The 18,438-nt window shown below is 62.5% G+C and carries 21 protein-coding genes and 1 pseudogene; 14 read left to right on the top strand and 8 right to left on the bottom strand.

Features of this window, described 5'->3' with window-relative positions:
• Positions 1-103: 103 nt before the first annotated feature.
• Both JQ609_RS26860 and JQ609_RS35295 read right to left on the bottom strand, forming a co-directional pair.
• Positions 104-889, bottom strand: coding sequence for an enoyl-CoA hydratase/isomerase family protein (locus tag JQ609_RS26860; protein WP_212275902.1), 786 nt, complete (start codon positions 887-889; stop codon positions 104-106).
• A gap of 40 nt (positions 890-929) precedes the next feature.
• Positions 930-1,049 (bottom strand): annotated as a pseudogene (locus tag JQ609_RS35295) (cyclic nucleotide-binding protein); the annotation flags it as partial.
• Between the two features lie 237 nt (positions 1,050-1,286).
• Between JQ609_RS35295 and JQ609_RS26850 the strand changes: the two are divergent.
• A complete protein-coding gene (locus JQ609_RS26850; RefSeq protein WP_212275898.1) occupies positions 1,287-1,955 on the top strand; it encodes a Crp/Fnr family transcriptional regulator in 669 nt (222 codons plus the stop codon).
• A gap of 17 nt (positions 1,956-1,972) precedes the next feature.
• Complete coding sequence (locus JQ609_RS26845; protein WP_212206108.1) at positions 1,973-2,857, top strand: DUF6537 domain-containing protein; 885 nt, start codon at positions 1,973-1,975, stop codon at positions 2,855-2,857.
• A 277-nt stretch (positions 2,858-3,134) separates the two neighbouring features.
• Here JQ609_RS26845 and JQ609_RS26840 read toward each other — a convergent pair whose 3' ends face one another.
• Complete coding sequence (locus JQ609_RS26840) at positions 3,135-4,538, bottom strand: TAXI family TRAP transporter solute-binding subunit (RefSeq protein WP_212206110.1); 1,404 nt, start codon at positions 4,536-4,538, stop codon at positions 3,135-3,137.
• A gap of 412 nt (positions 4,539-4,950) precedes the next feature.
• Here JQ609_RS26840 and JQ609_RS26835 point away from each other — a divergent pair, with 412 nt between their 5' ends.
• Positions 4,951-5,304 (top strand): DUF3307 domain-containing protein, encoded by a 354-nt coding sequence (locus JQ609_RS26835; protein WP_212206112.1) that lies wholly within the window; start codon positions 4,951-4,953, stop codon positions 5,302-5,304.
• 306 nt (positions 5,305-5,610) lie between these two features.
• The gene (locus JQ609_RS26830; RefSeq protein WP_212206114.1) at positions 5,611-6,012 is read left to right on the top strand and encodes a hypothetical protein; all 402 of its coding nucleotides are present in this window, start codon (positions 5,611-5,613) and stop codon (positions 6,010-6,012) included.
• Between the two features lie 137 nt (positions 6,013-6,149).
• Here the strand turns inward: JQ609_RS26830 and JQ609_RS26825 are convergent, their stop codons facing one another.
• A complete protein-coding gene (locus tag JQ609_RS26825) occupies positions 6,150-6,470 on the bottom strand; it encodes a YkgJ family cysteine cluster protein (protein ID WP_212275947.1) in 321 nt (106 codons plus the stop codon).
• 148 nt (positions 6,471-6,618) lie between these two features.
• The gene (locus JQ609_RS26820) at positions 6,619-7,317 is read right to left on the bottom strand and encodes a YafY family protein (protein ID WP_211999372.1); all 699 of its coding nucleotides are present in this window, start codon (positions 7,315-7,317) and stop codon (positions 6,619-6,621) included.
• 129 nt (positions 7,318-7,446) lie between these two features.
• Here JQ609_RS26820 and JQ609_RS26815 point away from each other — a divergent pair, with 129 nt between their 5' ends.
• The 3 genes from JQ609_RS26815 (at position 7,447) to JQ609_RS26805 (ending at position 8,930) form a co-directional block, all read left to right on the top strand.
• Complete coding sequence (locus JQ609_RS26815) at positions 7,447-7,698, top strand: hypothetical protein (RefSeq protein WP_212206122.1); 252 nt, start codon at positions 7,447-7,449, stop codon at positions 7,696-7,698.
• A gap of 67 nt (positions 7,699-7,765) precedes the next feature.
• Entirely contained in the window at positions 7,766-8,497 is a 732-nt protein-coding gene (locus JQ609_RS26810; RefSeq protein ID WP_212275897.1) for a glutathione S-transferase family protein, read from the top strand.
• 151 nt (positions 8,498-8,648) lie between these two features.
• Positions 8,649-8,930, top strand: a complete 282-nt coding sequence (locus JQ609_RS26805; RefSeq protein WP_212275895.1) for a hypothetical protein — start codon at positions 8,649-8,651, stop codon at positions 8,928-8,930.
• 60 nt (positions 8,931-8,990) lie between these two features.
• Here JQ609_RS26805 and JQ609_RS26800 read toward each other — a convergent pair whose 3' ends face one another.
• The gene (locus tag JQ609_RS26800; RefSeq protein WP_212275893.1) at positions 8,991-9,620 is read right to left on the bottom strand and encodes a pyridoxamine 5'-phosphate oxidase family protein; all 630 of its coding nucleotides are present in this window, start codon (positions 9,618-9,620) and stop codon (positions 8,991-8,993) included.
• A 125-nt stretch (positions 9,621-9,745) separates the two neighbouring features.
• Here JQ609_RS26800 and JQ609_RS26795 point away from each other — a divergent pair, with 125 nt between their 5' ends.
• Positions 9,746-10,639, top strand: a complete 894-nt coding sequence (locus JQ609_RS26795) for a LysR family transcriptional regulator (RefSeq protein ID WP_212275891.1) — start codon at positions 9,746-9,748, stop codon at positions 10,637-10,639.
• A 133-nt stretch (positions 10,640-10,772) separates the two neighbouring features.
• Here the strand turns inward: JQ609_RS26795 and JQ609_RS26790 are convergent, their stop codons facing one another.
• Together JQ609_RS26790 and pobA are read right to left on the bottom strand one after the other, a co-directional pair.
• Complete coding sequence (locus tag JQ609_RS26790) at positions 10,773-11,201, bottom strand: PaaI family thioesterase (protein WP_212275889.1); 429 nt, start codon at positions 11,199-11,201, stop codon at positions 10,773-10,775.
• A gap of 239 nt (positions 11,202-11,440) precedes the next feature.
• Complete coding sequence (gene pobA, locus JQ609_RS26785; RefSeq protein ID WP_212275887.1) at positions 11,441-12,610, bottom strand: 4-hydroxybenzoate 3-monooxygenase; 1,170 nt, start codon at positions 12,608-12,610, stop codon at positions 11,441-11,443.
• Between the two features lie 270 nt (positions 12,611-12,880).
• Here pobA and JQ609_RS26780 point away from each other — a divergent pair, with 270 nt between their 5' ends.
• The 6 genes from JQ609_RS26780 (at position 12,881) to JQ609_RS26755 (ending at position 18,437) form a co-directional block, all read left to right on the top strand.
• A complete protein-coding gene (locus tag JQ609_RS26780) occupies positions 12,881-13,897 on the top strand; it encodes a TRAP transporter substrate-binding protein (RefSeq protein ID WP_212275884.1) in 1,017 nt (338 codons plus the stop codon).
• A 192-nt stretch (positions 13,898-14,089) separates the two neighbouring features.
• Entirely contained in the window at positions 14,090-14,599 is a 510-nt protein-coding gene (locus tag JQ609_RS26775; RefSeq protein WP_212206144.1) for a TRAP transporter small permease, read from the top strand.
• A 6-nt stretch (positions 14,600-14,605) separates the two neighbouring features.
• The gene (locus JQ609_RS26770) at positions 14,606-15,922 is read left to right on the top strand and encodes a TRAP transporter large permease (protein WP_212275882.1); all 1,317 of its coding nucleotides are present in this window, start codon (positions 14,606-14,608) and stop codon (positions 15,920-15,922) included.
• Between the two features lie 4 nt (positions 15,923-15,926).
• Complete coding sequence (locus JQ609_RS26765; protein ID WP_212275881.1) at positions 15,927-16,388, top strand: DUF3237 domain-containing protein; 462 nt, start codon at positions 15,927-15,929, stop codon at positions 16,386-16,388.
• Positions 16,389-16,462: 74 nt separating this feature from the next.
• On the top strand, positions 16,463-16,999 hold the full coding sequence (locus JQ609_RS26760) for an REP-associated tyrosine transposase (RefSeq protein ID WP_212275879.1): 537 nt from the start codon (positions 16,463-16,465) through the stop codon (positions 16,997-16,999).
• 637 nt (positions 17,000-17,636) lie between these two features.
• Positions 17,637-18,437, top strand: coding sequence for a crotonase/enoyl-CoA hydratase family protein (locus tag JQ609_RS26755; RefSeq protein ID WP_192737098.1), 801 nt, complete (start codon positions 17,637-17,639; stop codon positions 18,435-18,437).
• Position 18,438: the final 1 nt, after the last annotated feature.

Here is an 18,438-nt window from a genome sequence, read left to right as displayed (position 1 = left end):
CCCCTCATCCGGCGCCATAGCCGATGCAGAGCATCGGCGTTCTAAGAACGGCGGCCGAAGGCCGCCTATGCCACCTTCTCCCACAAGGGGAGAAGGGAAAAGTTCAAAACCGCGGCGCCCTCTTTTCCGCGAATGCCTTGATGCCTTCCTTGATCTCGTTGCCGCGCATGCTCTCGCGGTGGCGCTGGTTCGCGGCGGCCTCGTCGAGCTTGCCACGGGCGAATTCGTTAATGGCACGTTTCATGCCGCGCATCGCGACAGGTGCGTTGCCGGCGAGGATGTCCGCAAGCTTGCCGACTTCCTCGTCAAGCATCTCCATCGGCACCATCGCGGTGAGATAGCCGATCCGCAGCATCTCGGGCGCCGAGATCTTCTCCGCCGTCAGAAACAATTTCTTGGCATTGTCGACGCCAAGGCGCGTCACGTAACGCTCGATGCCGCTCTTGTAGTAATGCAGGCCGAGCCGCGCCGCCGGCATGAACATTTCAGCCGTATCGACGCCGATGCGGAAATCGCAGGCCAGTGCCAGATCGGTCGAGCCGCCATAGACGCCGCCATTGAGCCGGCAGATCGTCGGCACCCCGAGATCTTCCAGGCGGTTGACCACCACCTCGAACGCGGAGCCCGCGCTCTGCTCTTCCTGGGCGCTGACGGCGCGGTCGGCGACCGAATTGAGATCGTAGCCGGCCGAGAAGGCGCGGCCGGTGCCGGTCAGCACCAGCACCCGGATGCCAGGATCGGCCTCGATCCGGTCGAACAGTTTCACCAGTTCGCCGAGATCCTCGCTCTGCAGCCGGTTCAGATGCTTCGGCCGGTTGAGGCGGATGGTGGCGCGCGCGCCGCTGATGTCGAGGACCGGCGAGCTCGCCGCCGCGGCTGAATTGGGCATCTCGTTCTCCATTCTTGTTATTTACTTGTGCTCTTGTTTGTTCTTGCGCACGCCGTTTGGCCTCGGCGTCGATGACCCGGGCGAGGTCAGGATGCCGTGCCATCAGCAGGCGAAAATCGACGAGGTCAAGCACCAACAGCTTCGACGGCCGCGTGGTGCTGCCGAAAGTGCCCGCCGCAGGGAAGGCCGTCAACGACGGCCGGCAAACCGCGATATCGCGTCGAAATGCCCGCCGGCGCGGCTGCGCGGCAAGCCCGGGCGGGGGGTGAATTTTGTCGAATCCCGACAAATCGTCGTTTTTTCCCCGCATATCGAAAATAGCCTGCGGCCTTTACGATAGCGGCACTGCAATAAAATCGCGAAAAAATTCACTCCCTGAAAAATTGGTTGGCCTCCAATGGATCCGTCTCATTTGGAACAACACGCCGGCACCGCCGGCATGCTCTTCGCGTCGATCTTCGTGATCGCCACCACCACGATGCGGACCATGATTCCTTTGCGGGTGTTCGGCATTCTCGCCAACATCGCCCTGTTCCTGACCGCCATTCCGTCCCGTAATTATCTGGTCATGGTGGTGCAGGCGGCGATGCTGCTGGTCAATTCCTGGCGGCTGCACCAGATGCTGCAGCTCGTGCGCGACGTGAAAAAATCGGTCAACAGCGACCTGTCGATGGATTGGCTGAAGCCGTTCATGACCGAGCGCGATTGCGCGGCCGGGGAGATGCTGTTCTACAAGGACGAGAAGGCCGAAGACATGCTCTACATCGTCAGCGGCAAGTTCAAGCTGGTCGAGTCCGGCATCGTCTTGCCGGTCGGCGCCATCGTCGGTGAGCTTGGCATGCTGTCGCCGTCGAACACGCGCACCCAGTCGCTGGAATGCGTCGAGGCCGGCCTCGTGCTGAGCGTCAGCTACAGCAAGGTCGAGGAACTCTACGTTCAAAACCCGGCGTTCGGCTTTTACTTCCTTCGCCTCGCCAGCGCCCGGTTGTTTCAGAACCTCGAGACGCTGCAGCACCAGCTCGCCCAGCAAACGGCGGCATCTGCCGCCGGGCCGAAACCCGCATAGAGGCCGGAGCCAAGGGAGTGTCAGACCGCGGTTTCCTGTCGTCGCTCCGTTATCTGTTCGCCGATTTCATCGGTGAAGAGGACGACACCCCGCCGTTTCTTCCCGAAGGTCTGCCGGAGGCTGTCACCGCAGTTGCAAGCGATGCCATCCACCTCCTGATCGAATATCAAAGCACCAGCTACGCGCAGCTTTACGTCGACCGGTTGCGGCGGTTCGTCGGCCGCAACGGGGTCGATGATGCGATGCTGGTCGAGATCGCGCGGCTGATGGCGGTGCGCATGAGCTATCAGGATCCGATCCGGATCGCGCAGCTCAAGCTTGCCGAATTCAACGAGGGGTCCGGCGGGAACTACAATCCGGTCGTCGATATCAGGAAGTTCCGGGTCGACGAACTGGTCAGCGCGCTCCCCGCCATTATCGCGGAATATCTGATCGATGTGCTTAACTGGGCGGGGTGGGCGCACAAGCGGATTTCCATGCGTTTCAGCGCGGCAAGCCGTCTCGGCGTTCGCCGCCTCAAGATTGAAGCCGGGCTGAAGCGGTGGCGGCGCTATTCGGTGCGTTACGCCAAGGAGCGGCTGTGGGTCGAACGCTGGCTGCACATGATTAGCCGCAGCCTGGACAAACAGCCGGCCGCGGCTTCCGAAATCGTGCAGACCGCGACCATGATCGAGGGCTATGGCGACGTCTACCGTCAGGGCATGGCGGACTGGAACGCGATCATCGACGGCCTGGCCAAGCCGACCTTCGACGGCGTGCTGGCGCTATCGGATCTGGCCGGAGCGGTAGCGGAAGCGCGCGCGGCGGCGCTGCCCGATCCGCGGCAGGCCGCGCTCAAGCGCAAGATCGAGGAAATCAGGGCGCGGGTCCCGGCCAGCGGCTCGAACGCCGCTGCGGGGTGACTCGCTTCACTTCTCCCGCTCTTGCGGGGGTCGAGACGAGCGAAGCTCGCTCTTAGGTCGGATCGCATCGGCAGATGCGATCCGGGTGGGGGAAACTCTCTCCACACGAACAGTCTGACTCGTGGCGGCACCCCCACCCATAGCCGATGCTACGCAATCGGCGTTCTTAAGCTCAAGGACGGCGGCCGTAGGCCGCCTACGCCTCCCCCGCAAGAGCGGGAGAGGGAGCGCTGCTCCGTCGTGGATGCACTTCGATCTAATCTCTGCTTGGCTAAAGTCACGCGCTTTGCGCGGTCTTCACGGCTACCACCTTGTCGTCCTGGGGCGGCGGGTGCCGCTTCAGGTGATCGCGGCGCATGCCGATTTCGTCGCGCACGAATTCATAGCCGAGCTTGAACGTGTCCAGCCCGTCGCTGGAGATGGTGCCGTCGCGCAGCCCTATCACCACACGCCGAAGAATGGCTTCAAGTTGGTCCTGCAACTCGTCGAGTTGGTCGAGGGATTTGGCATCCGCCATCCGCTGCCCGATATCGAGAATGGCGGTGGCCAGCTGGCTGGCCTTTTCGGGCGCGACGCGTGTGACCTTGGTGTAGATGGTGGCGAACAGCGAGCCGATGATGCCGAGCGCCGCGATGGCAACATACATCAGGTCACTGTAGCGCTCCACGAACGACTTGATCTCGTCGTTGATGTATTCGGTAGCGCCGGGATGCGCGACGATGAAGGCATCCTTGTCGGTCGCGGCCGGTTCGATCCTGGAGGCGAAGCCGCCGTCGAGCGCGAGTTCGGCCTTGTTCTCGTAGATGATGCGCGCGAGGTCGCTGACGGTTGTCGTCGACAGATTTGACTGCGCGACCAGCAGCCATTGCAGCCCGATGGTCTCGATATCTTCCTCGGGCAGCGTCGGCGATGCCGACAGCATGCCGGTCGTGACCGTTTCCTCCGAAAGGGCAGGATGTTTCCGGGTGATCGCCTTCGCGGCGTCGATCGCGTTCAGCGTGAAGCCGCCGCGCCTGGCATGTTGCTCGTAACTCCTGTCCTTCACGACCTTCGAGGCATGGACGACCGCGACCACGGCGCCGAAGCCCGACGCGAACAACCTGTCGAAGGTCGACCCCGGCGGTGCCATCTGGATTCGCGCCGCTGCTTCCGGCTGCTCGGAAAGCTCGAGCATGTTCCGGATCAGCGTGACGCTGCTCTCGCGGTCGGCGACGACGGCGATCCTCTTTTTCTTCAGTTCGGTGACGGTCTTGATCTTTTTGCCGGCGGGACTGATCAGCAGCAGCAGGTCGTGTTCAAGGATCGCAACCGCGCGCGCCCGGGACGGGATTTTCGCGTCGGTGCGCAAAATCGCCAGGTTGGCTTCCTTGCGGTCGAACTGGGCGACCGCCTTGGCGTTGTCGGCGTTGGGCACGATCTTGAGGTGCAGCCGCGACGAATTGTTCTTCAGGACGGCGGCAAGCCGGGCCGCAAAGCGCGCCTCGGGCCCATTGGCTTCGCCGACGGCAAAGACCAGCGTCTCCGAATTTCGCAGCAAAGCCCGGCCGCCCCACATCGTTGCGGCGGTGAGAATCAGGGTCAGGATCGAAAACAGCACGATCTGGGAGCGGTTGCTCTTGACGACCGGCATACGCAGGCGCCGTGGCATACCGGGTTTTGGTGTTGGGGCCTCAGCACTCATGGCTATACCCGGTCGGAGGACATCCCGCCGCCAAATTGGCGTCGGAGGCCATCCAAATGAATTCGTAAATACCTAGAAACGAACGACAATTTCCTGCACGGCAATGATATCCTGCCCCCGCCGGATTGCAAATCGCCCCCCGCGGGTAACCTTACCCGCGCAAAGCTGCGCGCCGATGCCGCAGTATCGCCGTTGGGCCACACCACGCTTTTTTCCAGCCACTCACAGGTGCATTCCGGTCCGGGAGGTGCCATAAATAACGGCAACGTTCACGTCCGGGTTCGAGAAGAAAATTCGCTGACAGCCTAGACCCCCGGTTTTATTGCCACCTCGTTAGTCCCAGCAAAGGGCGTCAGCTTTGTTGTTTCCTTCCATGTCGTCGTCGGTCCCGGTTGGTGCGCTGATAGGATGGATGTTGCTTCTTACGGTGAAGCACATCATTGCCGACTTCATTTTTCAGACGTCCTGGATGGCGATCGGCAAGGACCAGAAGACCGGCTGGGCGATGCCGTTGCTGGCGCACTGCTCGGTGCATCTCGTGACATCGTTGCTGCTGATCATGGTGGTCGCGCCGCGGTTCTGGTTCGTCGCCTTCATCGATTTCGCCATTCACCTCACGATCGACCGCATCAAGGGGATCTGCGCATCGTCCTTCGGGGTGACGTTGGAGAACGAGCATCCCTGGTTCTGGACGCTGATCGGCGTCGACCAGGCGCTGCACCATCTGACCGGCTTCGGCCTGGCGATCTACATGGCCGCGAACTGATCCGGTCAGAGCGTTTTCCAGCGAAGTGGATACCGGTTCGCGTAAGAAAACGCGTCAAAACAAGAATCGGACCGGAGTATTCCGGATAGGCACGAGCCTCCCTCACGCATAGCCTGCCCTGGTCTGCACGTGACCGCCGGCCAGCCCGTGGCGGCAGGGATTTAGGCGCCATTCGCGCCAGGCGAATCACCGGCCGCGCCGATCCGATTTGGTCGAAACTGGCAAGAGCACCGGAACACTACTGGTACGGGTGGTTAACCTTTCGTTAGAGTATTGCACTGCATCTTCCGCATAGGGAGAACCGCAATGTTTTCAAGCCGCGACGCCTTCGAGAACGATTTCTGCCCCGTTAGGGACGAGTTGCTCGGCGAGATGTACCGCGCCAACGCCAACGGGCTGCCGCTTCTGGTGGAGAGTGTCTCCTCCGAGACGCGCGCCATGCTGGCGCTGTTCTGCTACCGTCGCAGCCACCTGCACTCGCTGGCCCTCGCCATTGCTGCCAGCTGCACCGAGCGCGAGCTGATCTCCCTGGGCGGGCGCGTCGGCTCGACTCTCTACGCGCTGTCCCGCGAACCGGCCGCGCGCTCCACGCCCTCGTCGTCCTACGGCAACCGCAAGCCGATCACGCTCTCGACCAAGCCGCTCTCCACCTTCGCTCCGATTGAAGATCTCGACGACGAAGACCTCGCCGAAGCGGTGCCGGCTTAAGTTTTTCCGCACGTCGTCCCGGCGAAGGCCGGGACCCACGCCGCGGCCGTTGTGATGCGGCAAGCGGGTAGAGACTTTTCAACAACAAGCATCGTGGCTATGGGTCCCGGCCTTTCGCCGGGACGACAGCGGTGGGGCTACACCAACACCGCCAGCCCATGCCGCTTCCGCGCCATCGCGCATTCGGGATCGCCGGGCATGCAGGTTCGGCATACCTCGGGCCGCACCGCATAGATGGTGCACGCCGTCGCCTCGCCGACCTTGCCTGACAACGCCGAACAGCGGTCGCCGTCGCAGCGCATTCCCGACAGCCGATCGTTGACGAATTTTTCCGGGATCAGGTCGAGGTCGGCGTCGTCCTCGATCGTGAAGCGCGGCCAGTTCCGCGAATAGCTGCAGCAAGCGCCGCAGGCCTGGCAGGGGCTTTCGCTGGCAGATGTTGATCCGGCTTCATCCATGCTGCCGTTTAGCGCGGAATGAAGCGTCCGGCCAGTGACACGCTCCGTCATTCCGGGCACGCGTCTTCGCGCGAACCTCAGATGTGCCATTGCACATCGGGGAATCTCGAGGTTCCGGGTTCGACACTACGTGTCGCCCGGAACGACACTATGTATCCTTCGGGGCTTCCCAGACCAGGCTGCGCCGCCATTTCGCCCGCAGCAAATCGCGCCGCTCCGGATATTTCTCGTCGTGATACACCGCGTCGACGACCCGGTCGGTGCGAAAGCTGCGAAAATCCTTCCGCAGCTCGCACCACGCCGCCATGATCCGCACCGCCTCGTGATAGCCGATCGCAATCGGCCAGATCGTTCGCTTGCTCTCGCGGCCATGTTCGTCGCGATAGTCCAGGGTGATCTTCTTGCCCTCGTGAATCTGGGCGCGTGTCCGCACCATGTCGATACGGTCCGGTTCCCGGTTCCAGACCGACCGCGCCCGGCTTGCAGGTTCGAGCACGAAAGGCCGCAACCGTTCCGGGACCGTGTCGGCGATCTTCGCCATCAGGTCCTGCGCGGCGCGTGCCAGCACGGGATCGGCATGACCCACGACCCATTGCGCGCCGAGCACGGCGGCTTCGATCTCGTCGGGCGTCAGCATCAACGGCGGCAGGTCGAAACCCTTCTCCAGGATGTAGCCCATGCCGGCCTCGCCGCGGATCGGCACGCGCTGTTCGATCAGGGTTGCGATGTCGCGATAGATGGTGCGTTTCGAGGTCTCGAGTTCGGCCGCGATCGCGTCCGCCGTCAGCGGCTTTCGCGTGCGCCGGAGCACCTGAATGATCTGGAACAGCCGGTCGGCGCGTCTCATGGCGAGTCTCTTTTCTGGTCGCTTTTCGCAAGTGCACTTTTCATAGGTCCGCCTGGCCGATGCTGACAGCATGTTGGCAGCAGGGGGTCTGTATATCGGGACAACACCTCAACTGAAGGGAATTTGTCCATGACGATTTTCAGCCAATTCGGTCCCCTGGAAAGCCGCCGGCGTCTTGCGAATAGCCAGGTCTTCGCCCTGGAACAGCTGGTTTCCATCCACAGCGTCACGTCAGATTTGCGCTGGGCGATGGTCGAGCTGGCATGGCGCTCATTGACCGCAATGTGCGCCCTTGCGCAAGGGCAGTTCCTTGCCTGGGCCCGCGGGCGACGCCGTGCGTCGCAGGAAGAGGAAGGTCATGGCCGGCACTGCTGCTGCTGACACCACGGTGGCAGCAGGGCGTCGCTAGGCTTTCCCCACGTTCTTACGGAGATCAGGAGTTTTTCGGATGATCACGCTCTATGGTTTCGGCACCGGCTTTGGCTTGCCGGAAATCAGCCCCTTTGTGACCAAGACCGAGGTCCAGCTGAAGATGGCTGGACTTGCCTATCGCAAGGAGAAGGCGATGCCGCCAGCCTCGCCCAAGGGGCAGCTGCCATACATCGTCGACGAGGCCGAGAGCATCGCCGATTCCACCTTCATCCGCGCCCATATCGAGGGCAAATACGGCTTCGATTTCGACGCGCCGCTGAGCTTGCAGGCGCGGGCGCAGGCCTGGGCGTTCGAGCGGATGATCGAACATCACGTCTATTGGGCACTGGTCGGCGCCCGCTGGGTCGATACCGAGAATTTCGCCAAGGGACCGGCGCACTTCTTCGACGGCGCGCCGGAGCACATGCGCGAGAAGCTGCGCGAGGATGCGCAGTTCCGGGTGGCGGAGAACTACTTGCTGAGCGGTCTCGGCCGCCACGCCCCGGAAGAGGATGTCGATCTTGCGGTCCGTTCGCTGTTTGCGCTGTCGGTTCAGCTCGGCGACAAGCCCTATCTGTTTGGCGACACGCCTTGCGGCACCGATGCCACCGCCTTCGGTGCGATTGCCGGCATCCTGACGCCGTACTTCGAATCTCCGCTGCGCCAGCAGACCGAGAAGTTCGGCAACCTGACCGCCTATGTCGACCGGATGATGCTGCAATATTATCCGGAATTCGGCTGGGCGCCGCTGCAGCAGGAGGCTGCGTAGTCGGGTCCGTTCACGCATCTCCGGCGCGCCGGGCAGGGACCGGCACGCCCAGCGATCTGAGTGATCTCCGTCACATCGCATGACATTGAGCAGGCCTACGTTCCCGATCACAGCAGGCGATACTCGCGCTGCACAAATCGGGAGAATGACCATGACGATCAAGAAACTTATTGTGTCGGCGATTGCAGTTCTCGCTCTGAGCACTGCCTCGCTGTCCAGCGCGGCTTTCGCCGGCGGGCGCCACGGTGGCCACGGGCACGGCGGCCATGGCCACGGCCATCATCACCACGGCCATCACCACCACGGGCATCACCATCATGGCCATCACCACCACGGCCACCACCATCACGGCCACTACCACCACGCCCATGGCTACGGCTGCTGGCGGGTGACCTCCTACGGCGTGATCAACGTTTGCCGCAGCTATTATTGATCGGCTGACGCGTAAGAGAACTCGCCCGCAGACGAAGCGGGCGAGTTTTCATTGAACTGACTAATTCGCCGATGCAGGCTGGCCCTTCAATGCGGCCAGTTCCGCCTCGAGCTCCGCGATCCGGGCGTCGCGAGAGGCCAGGGCGGTCGCGACGTCGCCGGCGTCGAATTTTTGCGGAATGTGCTGCGGACAATTGGTGTCCCATGCCGAGATCCGGAACAGGATCACCTGTTCGGGCCGCGCTTTATACCCCTTCGGCATCAACGCCTGCGTCAGCGCGGGGTCGTCATCGACGACGCGCGCCTCGCCCCAGATCTTGACGCGCCTGCGGTGCGCATAGTCCATCACGAAGATATGCGCTTGCGGGTTCTCCGAGAGATTGCCTTGCGTAATGTATTGCCGGTTGCCGCTGTAGTCGGCGAACGCGATCGTGTTCTTGTCGATGATTTTGACAAAGCCCTTCGGGCCGCCGCGATGCTGGATGTAGGGGTGGCCGGCGGCCGAGGCGGTGGCGAAATAGAAACTGTTCGTTTCGCCGAGGAAGCCCGCGAGGTTCTCGTCGATCTCGGTGCGCCAGCCGCCGTTTTCTTCGACGCGGGCATAGGCGTCGCGCGATCCCTTACGGGCCTGCACCGCCTTCACCGCCGGGGTGAAGGCGACGTCGCTGGAATAGGTGTGAACGTCTGACATTGGAGTTGCTCCTGCCAAGTTCAGCGGCGGCGGTGCGCCTCTGCTGGTTGCTAAGATGCTCTCACCAAAAATTAAAACAATAATCCGGATTGACATGACACTATTGCAATATATGAAATAATGGCATGGACCGCATCGACGCCATGCAGGCCTTTGTCACTGTCGCCGATCTGCAGGGCTTTGCTCCCGCAGCGCGCAAGCTCGGGCTGTCGCCATCAGGCGTGACGCGGCTGATCGCGGCGCTGGAGGATCGTCTTGGCGCCCGGCTGCTGCAGCGGACCACGCGATCCCTGACGCTCACCGATATCGGCGCCCGTTACCTGGAGCGCGCCCGCCAGATCCTCAGCGACGTCGAGGAGGCCGAAAGCGCCGCCGAGGGCGAGCGCACTAGGCCGGGCGGCCGGCTGTCGGTATCCGCCCCGAACGGTTTTGGCCGGCTTCACGTCAGCCCTGTGATGACGGCCTATCTGAAACGCTATCCCGACGTCTCGGCGGAGCTTCGGCTGTCGGACCGCATGATCAATCTGGTGGAGGAGGGCGTCGATCTCGCGGTGCGGATCGGCCATTTGCCGGACTCGACATTGGTCGCGCGCCATGTCGGCGAGATGCGGCGGATCGTGGTGGCCTCGAAGGATTATCTCAAGCGGCGCGGCGAGCCCAAGACGCCGGAGGCGATCGCTACGCACGATACCATCCATTTCGGCGCCATGACCGCTGCGCCGGACTGGCGCTTCGCCGCCGAGGAGCGCGAAATTCGCGTCTCGAGCACGCCGCGGTTTACCTCCAACAGCGCCGACGCCGCGATCCAGTATGCGGAAGCGGGCGGCGGCCTGACCCGGGTGCTGGCCTATCAGGCCGCCGATTCACTGAAAGCAGGAAGGCTCCGTATCGTGCTGGCGGAATTCGAGCAGCCGGCGCTGCCGATCCACATCGTCTATCCGACCTCGCGGCTGCTGTCGGCCAAGGTGCGGACATTCATCGATCTGGTGACCGAAATAGCCGACTGGCATTTCGGATAACTATCGTGCCCCGGACGCAGCGCAGCGCGCTTGCGGTGCGCTGCAGAGCCGGGGCCCATCTTCCGCGTGGGTCCCGGTTCTGCGGAGCGGCGTGAAGAACGCCGCACCGCGCCCGGGACACGAGATGGTGAAGTCAGGCCGCTGCTTCCTTCTTCGGCACCACGCGGAACGTCGCATTGGCGCGCGCGATCACGACGTCGTCGGCCTTGATCAGGCTTTGCGCAAAGCAGATCGTGCGGCCGGTCTTGATCACCTCGGTCTCGATCGCGAGCCATTGCCCGACCTCCGCGGTGCCGATGAAGTCGACCGCGAGCCCGATCGTCACGAACGACGTCGTCCAGTTTGTCGCCTGCGCGCAGCTGTAGCCCATTGCATTGTCGGAGAGGGCCGCGATCAGCCCGCCATGGATCAGCCCGCGGCCGTTGGTGTGCGGTCTTGCAAGTCGCAGCCCGATGATCACGGCCTTCTCGGTCCGCTTGGCATAGAGCGGCTCCCACGGCTCGGTGAGCGGGCTCTTGCGGGTGTGAAGCTCAAAACCATCGGGGATTTCGGTCGCGGTCATGTGTGGCTCACGTGCTGACGATGTTTCTCGTCATTGAACGCAATGCGCCTGCGAAGTCACCGCCTACAAAGTTTTAAACGGGATTCGCATGGGTGTTTGAAATGCAGGACGATCCCTCCCCGTCATTGCGAGCGAAGCGAAGCAATCCATGGCGCCCCCCGGGGAGAGATGGATTGCTTCGTCGCTTCGCTCCCTTGCGCAAACGCTTCGCGTTTGTCGCAGGCAATGACGGTAGTGAGCTACAACGGCAACCCCACGTAATTCTCCGACAGCGACGCCGACGCGGCTTTCGAACTGACCAGGTATTCCAGCTCGGCCAGCTGAATCCGCGCACCGAACTCGCCCTGATCGGGGAATTTGTGCAGCATCGACGTCATCCACCACGAGAAGCGCACCGCCTTCCAGACCCGCGTCAGCGCGTGTCCCGAATAATTGTCGATCCCGGCACTGGATTTCTCGTCGTAATATTCGCGCAGCGCGCTCGAGAGGTAATGCACGTCGCTGGCGGCCAGGTTCAGTCCCTTGGCGCCGGTCGGCGGCACGATGTGGGAGGCATCGCCGGCCAGGAACATCTTTCCGAACCGCATCGGCTCGGCGACAAAGCTGCGCAGTGGCGCGATGCTCTTTTCGATCGACGGTCCGGTGACGAGTTCATCGACCGCCTTCTGGTCGAGGCGGCGTTTCAGTTCGTCCCAGAACCGCTCGTCCGGCCATTGATCGATATGGTCGTCCAGCGGGCATTGCACGTAATAGCGGCTGCGGTGGGTCGAGCGCATGGTGCACAGCGCAAAGCCGCGCGCATGGTTGGAATAGATCAGCTCAGGGCTGACCGGCGGGGTTTCCGAAAGAATTCCGAGCCAGCCGAACGGATAGATCCGCTCAAAGGTCTGGATCGCCGAGGGTTTGACGCTGGCGCGGCTGACGCCGTGGAATCCGTCGCAGCCGGCGATGAAGTCGCAGGCGATCTCGTGCGTGACGCCGTCCTTGGTGTAGGTGACGCGCGGATGATCGGTGTCGAAATCATGCGGTTTGACCTCGGCGGCCTGATAGACCGTGGTGAGGCCGGCGGCCTTGCGCGCGTTCATCAGGTCGAGCGTCACCTCGGTCTGGCCGTAGATCATGACCGTCTTGCCGGTCGCCGCGTGCATGTCGATGCGGTGCCGCGCGCCGCCGAACGCCAGTTCCACGCCATGGTGCACCAGGCCCTCGCGATGGGCGCGCGCGCCGGCGCCGACCTCGTCGAGCAGCGCCACGGTGCCTTCTTCCAGGAGGCCGGCGCGGATGCGGCCGAGCACATATTCCGGGGTCTGGCGCTCGAGAATGACGTTATCGATGCCGTAGCGGTGAAGTAGTTGCCCAAGCAACAATCCAGCCGGCCCGGCACCTATGATTGCGACTTTAGTCCGCAATTGTTTGCTCCCATGGTCTGATACAGATTGGCACGCCGACGCTTGCGCGAGGTGTTGCAATGATAATTATATCATATAACAATTTTCGCAAACAGCGTTGGCGCGAAACATTGTCGTTTGTTGCGCCGCACCGCAAGGCCGTCCTGTCGGCAGCCGAGTGGAAGCGTCGCACCAAACGTCCGGCTTGAAAAGTCGCGCCAACTATATAACATGTTAACTAACAAGACCGGGCGCCAAGCCCGCCTTCATGCGCAAAGGGAGAGAATGCCGATGAGAAAAGCGTTTTTGGCGCTGCTGCTCGCCGCCAGTGTGACACCTGCGATGGCGCAGGAAAAAAACTTCGAATTGAAATTGTCGCATTGGGTGCCGGCGTCGCACCCGCTGCAGAAGGCGCTGGAAGACTGGGGCTCCGCAGTCGAAAAGGAATCCGGCGGCACCATCAAATACAAGGTGTTCCCGGCCCAGCAGCTCGGCAAGGCGTTCGACCATTATGACATGGCGCGCGACGGCATTGCCGACGTCACCTATATCAACCCGGGTTATCAGCCCGGCCGTTTCCCGATCATCGGCGCCGGCGAATTGCCGTTCCTGATGTCGGACGCCAAGGGCGGCTCGATGGCGCTCGACGCCTGGTACCGCAAATATGCCGAGAAGGAGATGAAGGACGTCAAGTTCTGCCTCGGCTTCATTCACTCGCCCTCCACGTTCCATTCGCGCACCAAGAAGATCGTGGTGCCCGACGACATCAAGGGCATGAAGATCCGCCCCGCCCATGCCACCATGGCGAATTACGTCACCCTGCTCGGCGGCACCAACGTGCAGTCCTCGGCGCCCGAGGTCCGCGACATCATCGAGCGCGGCGTCGCCGACGCCGTCACCTTCCCGTGGGGATCGGTGCTGCTGTTCGGCATCGACAAGGTGACGAAGTATCACATCGAGGCGCCTCTCTATGTCACGACCTTTGCCTTCGTGATGAACAAGGACAAATACAACCAGATGTCCGACCGCCAGAAGAAGGCGATCGACAACAACTGCAACACCGAGGCCGCCGGCCGCGTCGGCGAGCCCTGGGGCATCTATGAGAACTCCGGTGTCGCAAAGATCAAGGCGCTGCCCGACCACGAAGTCTACAAACTGTCGCCGGAGCAGACCGCGCTCTGGAAGAAGGCCTCTGAGCCGCTGATCAAGACCTGGGCGGACAATGTCAAGAAAGCCGGCGGCGACCCGGATGCGGCGATGACCGCGCTTCGCGCCGAACTGACCAAGCACAACGCTTTGGCGCAGTAACGCGCTCCGCTGCGCCCCCTCTCCCGCTCTTGCGGGGGAGGGGCGGGGTGGGGGTGTCTCCGCAATAAGAATCTTCGTGTGGAGAGAGCCCCCACCCGGCGCTTCGCGCCGACCTCCCCCGCAAGCGGGAGAGGTGAACTGAGTTCCAGGCGCCACCTTGATCAACTCGTTTAAGTCTTAGGACCTCCCCACATGAATCGCGCTTCGATGGATCGTTTCATCGATACGATCGAATGGATCGCGGCGGCGTTTGTCGGCATCGTCGCCGCCAACATTTTCCTCGCCGTGCTGCTGCGTAACATCTTCAACTATTCGATCCCGGATTCCTTCGACATCGGCCGCATGATGCTCGGCATCCTGATCTTCTGGGGCATCGCGGCGACCAGCTATCGCGGCGGGCACATCACCGTCGATCTGGTCTGGGCCAATGTCGGTCCGAGATACCAGCGCTGGATCGACGTGTTCGCGACCCTGGTCCTGCTGTTCGTGGTGGCGGTGCAGACCTGGACGCTGTTCGACAAGGTGCAGGGCACCTACAACGACAACGTCCTGACCTTCGACATGCGGATGCCGACCTGGCCGTTTTTCGCGATCGCGTGGGCCGGCGACGCCTCCGCGGTGCTGCTGATCGCGATCCGCACCTACCGCCTGATCTTCCATCCGGAAGACATCCATGATGCCAAAGAAACCACGGTGGAGTAGGGCATCATGAGCACCGACGCGGTCGCCATTCTCGGATTTGTCGCGCTGTTCGCGCTGATGTTGCTGCGCGTGCCGGTGGGCATGGCGATGGGCCTCGTCGGCGTCACCGGCTTTGGATATCTCGTCGGCTTTTCCCCGGCGCTCAAGATGGTCGGCCAGACCTCGATGCGCACGGTGACCGACTATACGTTCGGCGTCATTCCGATGTTCCTGCTGATGGGCGCCTTCGTCAGCAACTCCGGGATGAGTCGCGAACTGTTTCGCGCCGCCAACGGCTTCGTCGGCCATCTGCGCGGCGGCCTCGGCATTGCCACGGTCGCGGCCTGCGGCGGCTTTGCCGCGATCTGCGGCTCGTCGGTGGCGACGGCCGCGACGTTTTCCGCCGTCGCCTATCCGGAAATGCGGCGCTTCGGCTATCCGCAATCCTTCGCCACCGGCGTGATCGCGGCCGGCGGCACGCTGGGCGCGATGCTGCCGCCGTCGACCGTGCTGGCGGTCTACGGCATCATCACCGAGCAGGACATCGGCAAGCTGTTCATGGCCGGCATCATTCCCGGCCTGCTCGCGATGGCCATGTACATGATCACGATCTCGCTGATCGGCTGGTTCCGGCCCGACTTCCTGCCGAAGGGACCGCAAACCAGCTGGCGCGAACGCTTTGCCGGCCTGAAAGACATCTGGGCGCCGGTCTTGTTGTTCGTCTTCGTGATCGGCGGGCTGTACGGCCTGCCGTTCCTGCCGCGCTTCACGCCGACGGAAGCCGGCGGCGTCGGCGCCACCGGCGCGTTCCTGATCGGCGTGCTCACCGGGCGGCTGAACAAGGAAAAAATCCTGAACTCGCTGCTGCAGGCGACGCGCACCGCGGCCGCCGTCTTCACCGTGCTGATCGGCGCCCTGATCTTCGGCTATTTCCTCACGGTGACGCAGACCCCGCAAAAGGTCACCGAACTGCTCACCGGCCTCGGGCTCGGCCCCTACGGCATCCTCGCGCTGATCATGGTGATGTATCTGGTGCTGGGCTGCCTGATGGACGCAATGGCCATGATCATCCTGACGGTGCCGATCATCTTCCCCGTCATCATGCATCTCGGTTTTGATCCGATCTGGTTCGGCGTCATCATCGTGATGACGGTGGAGCTGGGCCTGATCCATCCGCCGGTCGGGATGAACGTCTTTGTCATCAAGAGCGTGGTCAAGGACGTGTCGTTCACGACAATCTTCCGCGGCGTCATCCCGTTCGTCGTGACCGACCTGATCCGCCTCGTGATCCTGATCGCATTCCCGATCCTGGCGCTCTGGCTCCCGCAACGCATGATGGGGTAATTCCATGACGCCGCAGCTTGAGACAAAGTATATCTTCACGCTTACCGTCCGCATCGGCGAGGTGACTTCGGCCGGCGAGACCGGCCACGGCGTGCGCCGGATCATCCCGATCCTGGGCGGCGAGGTGCAGGGCGAAGGCGTCAACGGCAAGATCTGCGCGTTCGGCGCGGATTTTCAGATCATCCGCCCGAACGAGCTGATCGAGCTGGAAGCCAAATACGCCTTCGAGACCGACGACGGCGCGACCGTCTATGTCGAGAACAAGGGGCTGCGTTTCGGTCCGGTCGATCTGCTGCAAAAACTCAAGCGCGGCGAGCCGGTCGATCCCAAGCTGATCTACTTCCGCACCGTGCCGAAATTCGAAACCGGCCACGAAAAATACCGCTGGCTGATGGAAAACCTCTTCATCGGCTCCGCCGCCCGCCACACCGACCGCGTCGTCATCGACGTGCACCAGGTGTTGTGAGCCTTTCGGAGTAGGCCGTAGGATGGGTTGAGCTCTTCGCGAAACCCATCACCTCACCGCGCGAGTGTGCCCGTATGACCGGCTATCGTCGCAACTTCGTTGCTGGAGGCTGCTTCTTCTTCACCGTCAATCTCGCGGATCGACGGTTGCGCCTCCTGACAGAGCACATCGATGAATTGCGCATGGCGTTTCGGAAGGTGCGGCAGCAGCATCCGTTCACGATCGACGCCATGGTCGTTCTGCCCGATCACCTCCACGCGGTATGGACACTCCCCGAGGGCGACGCCAATTTTGCCACACGCTGGCGACTGATCAAGTCGGTGTTCTCGCACAGCCTGCCGGCCGGCGAACAAATTTCCGGGAGCCGCGCGGCCAAGGGCGAGCGTGGCATCTGGCAACGCCGGTACTGGGAGCATACCGTTCGCGACGAGACCGACTTTGAGCGCCACGTCGACTACATCCATATCAATCCGGTGAAACATGGTCTCGTCGCGCGGGTTGTGGATTGGCCTTTTTCGTCGTTCCATCGCATGGTGAAGCTAGGCGTCTATCCTGAGGATTGGGCAGGCGTCGTGATGAAGGAGGATGCAGGTTTTGGCGAACGGGGATAGATTTGCTGAGCAAGACGATGGGTTTCGCGAAGAGCTCAACCCATCCTACGCACTTAAAGCGTGACTATGTGTTACGTCGTCCCAATTGACGCAGACCGTAGGATGGGTTGAGCTCTTCGCGAAACCCATCACCTTACCGCCCGAGCGTGCCCGCATGGCCGGCTACCGCCGCAACTTTGTTGCTGGAGAACTCGTCTCCGGGGAGAGCACGGCATAAGCCGTAAAGCCATTGGGCAGGGAAGGCCGGGTGTTCTCCGCTGCCTGTATGCTCGTGTGCATTTTGTTTTGTGCTAACCGCACACGGGACCGCGGGTGCAGCGCGCACCCGGTCTTCCCTGCGCCCTCTATTTTCGAGGGCAAAGGAATTTCTGGCAAAGCTCGGGCGCAATGCGTCGCGAGAAGGTGAAAGTGCGCTTAGTGCACGGTGCAGCTACAAACACCGCCGTCGTCCCGGCCTTGCGCCGGGACCCATACGCCGCGGCCTATCGGTGAAGACGCTGGCGTTAGACACCTTTTGCAACAATGACTGCCGCGGAGTACGGGTCCCGGCTCAAGGCCGGGACGACAAAAGCGAGAGGATTGACTCTCCCGCCAATAGTTATAAAACATAACTATTCTGGACGGGAAACAATAATCCATGGGAAACGCCGCTTCCGCAACCGCTGACCAGGCCGGATTGCTCACCATCGAGAAGTCAGGCGCGGTGCTGACCGTCGGCCTCAACCGCCCCGCCAAGCGCAATGCGCTGAACGACGGCATCATCCTCGCGATCCAGGATTGCTTCGCCAATCTTCCCGAAGGGACCGGCGCCGTGGTCATCCATGGCATCGGCGACCATTTCTCCTCCGGCCTCGATCTGTCCGAACTGACCGAGCACGATGCGACCGAGGGCCTGCGGCACTCGCAGATGTGGCATCGAGTGTTCGACCGCATTCAATACAGCCCCGTGCCTGTGATTGCGGCGCTCAAGGGCGCGGTGATCGGCGGCGGGCTGGAGCTGGCCTGCGCCGCGCATATCCGCGTCGCCGAACCGTCAGCCTATTTCGCGCTGCCCGAGGGCCAGCGCGGTATCTTCGTCGGCGGCGGCGGCTCGGTGCGGCTGCCGCGGCTGATCGGGGTGGCGCGGATGACCGACATGATGCTGACGGGGCGGGTCTATTCCGCGACCGAAGGCGCCGCCTACGGCTTCTCGCAATATCTCACCGAGGCCGGCGGCGCGCTGCCCAAGGCGCTGGAACTGGCCGAACGCGTCGCGGCCAATGCCCCGCTAACCAATTTTGCGGTGCTGCAGGCGCTGCCGATGATCGCGGAAGCCAATCCGCAGGCCGGCCTGTTGATGGAGTCGCTGATGGCCACGGTGGCGCAGAGCGACAAGGAAGCAAAACGCCGCATCCGTGAATTTCTCGATCGCAAGACCGCCAAAGTGAAACCGACCTGAC

Origin of the sequence: Bradyrhizobium sp. AUGA SZCCT0169 (assembly GCF_018130085.1) — a bacterium.
In the GTDB taxonomy this organism is placed as follows: domain Bacteria; phylum Pseudomonadota; class Alphaproteobacteria; order Rhizobiales; family Xanthobacteraceae; genus Bradyrhizobium.
The sequence above is the reverse complement of the archived record's forward strand: the minus strand, read 5'-3'. Positions and strand labels throughout refer to the sequence as shown.